The 669-nt window shown below is 65.0% G+C and carries 1 protein-coding gene; it reads left to right on the forward strand.

The genetic code is table 11. The features are described 5' to 3' along the window. Positions 1-669, forward strand: a 669-nt coding sequence (locus GJ668_RS19915; protein WP_155451813.1) for a DUF7933 domain-containing protein, incomplete at both ends; no start/stop codon positions are given.

The following is a 669-nucleotide window of genomic DNA, read 5'->3' on the forward strand; positions in this document are numbered from 1 at the left end:
GCGGTGGTGCGCTCTATGCCCGCAAGACCGTCAACGCCGCCTCGGTCGCGACCGGTGGCACCGTCACCTATACCATCACCCTTGAGAATACCGGTAGCACCGAGCTGACTAATCTTCAGTTCAGCGACACCGTGCCGACACAGATCACGGTCACCAACGCAACGAGCGCCACGGCGACCGTCACCCGCAGCGGCCAGCTCATCACCGCCAGCCTCGACAGCCTCGCCGCCGGTGCGAGCGCCACCGTCACCATTACCGGCACCGCCGGCGTCACGCCAGGCACCGTCAACAACCAGGGCGCGGTGACCTATAACGACAACGGTACGCCCCAAAGCACCCAGACCGATTTCGACGGCCTTCCCGGCAACGGCAACCAGCCCACGCCGGTGACCATCATCAGTGGCACGGATCCGCAACTGGACGTTCAGAAACGCTGGAGCCTGCTGACCGATACCGCCCCGCTGGGCGTCCCCAGCCCCGGCGATACCCTGCTGTACACCACCACGATTCGCCATGTCGGTGGTGCGATTGCGGAGAATGTCCGCTTCAGCGACCCGGTACCGACGTACACCACACTGGTTCCGAACTCCGTGGTGACCAGCCAGGGTGCGGTGATCAGCGCCACGGCCTCACCCGTCACCGTCAACCTCGGCACTCTAGGCACTCTAG

The organism is Allochromatium palmeri (assembly GCF_009720725.1).
Classification (GTDB): Bacteria; Pseudomonadota; Gammaproteobacteria; order Chromatiales; family Chromatiaceae; genus Thermochromatium; species Thermochromatium palmeri.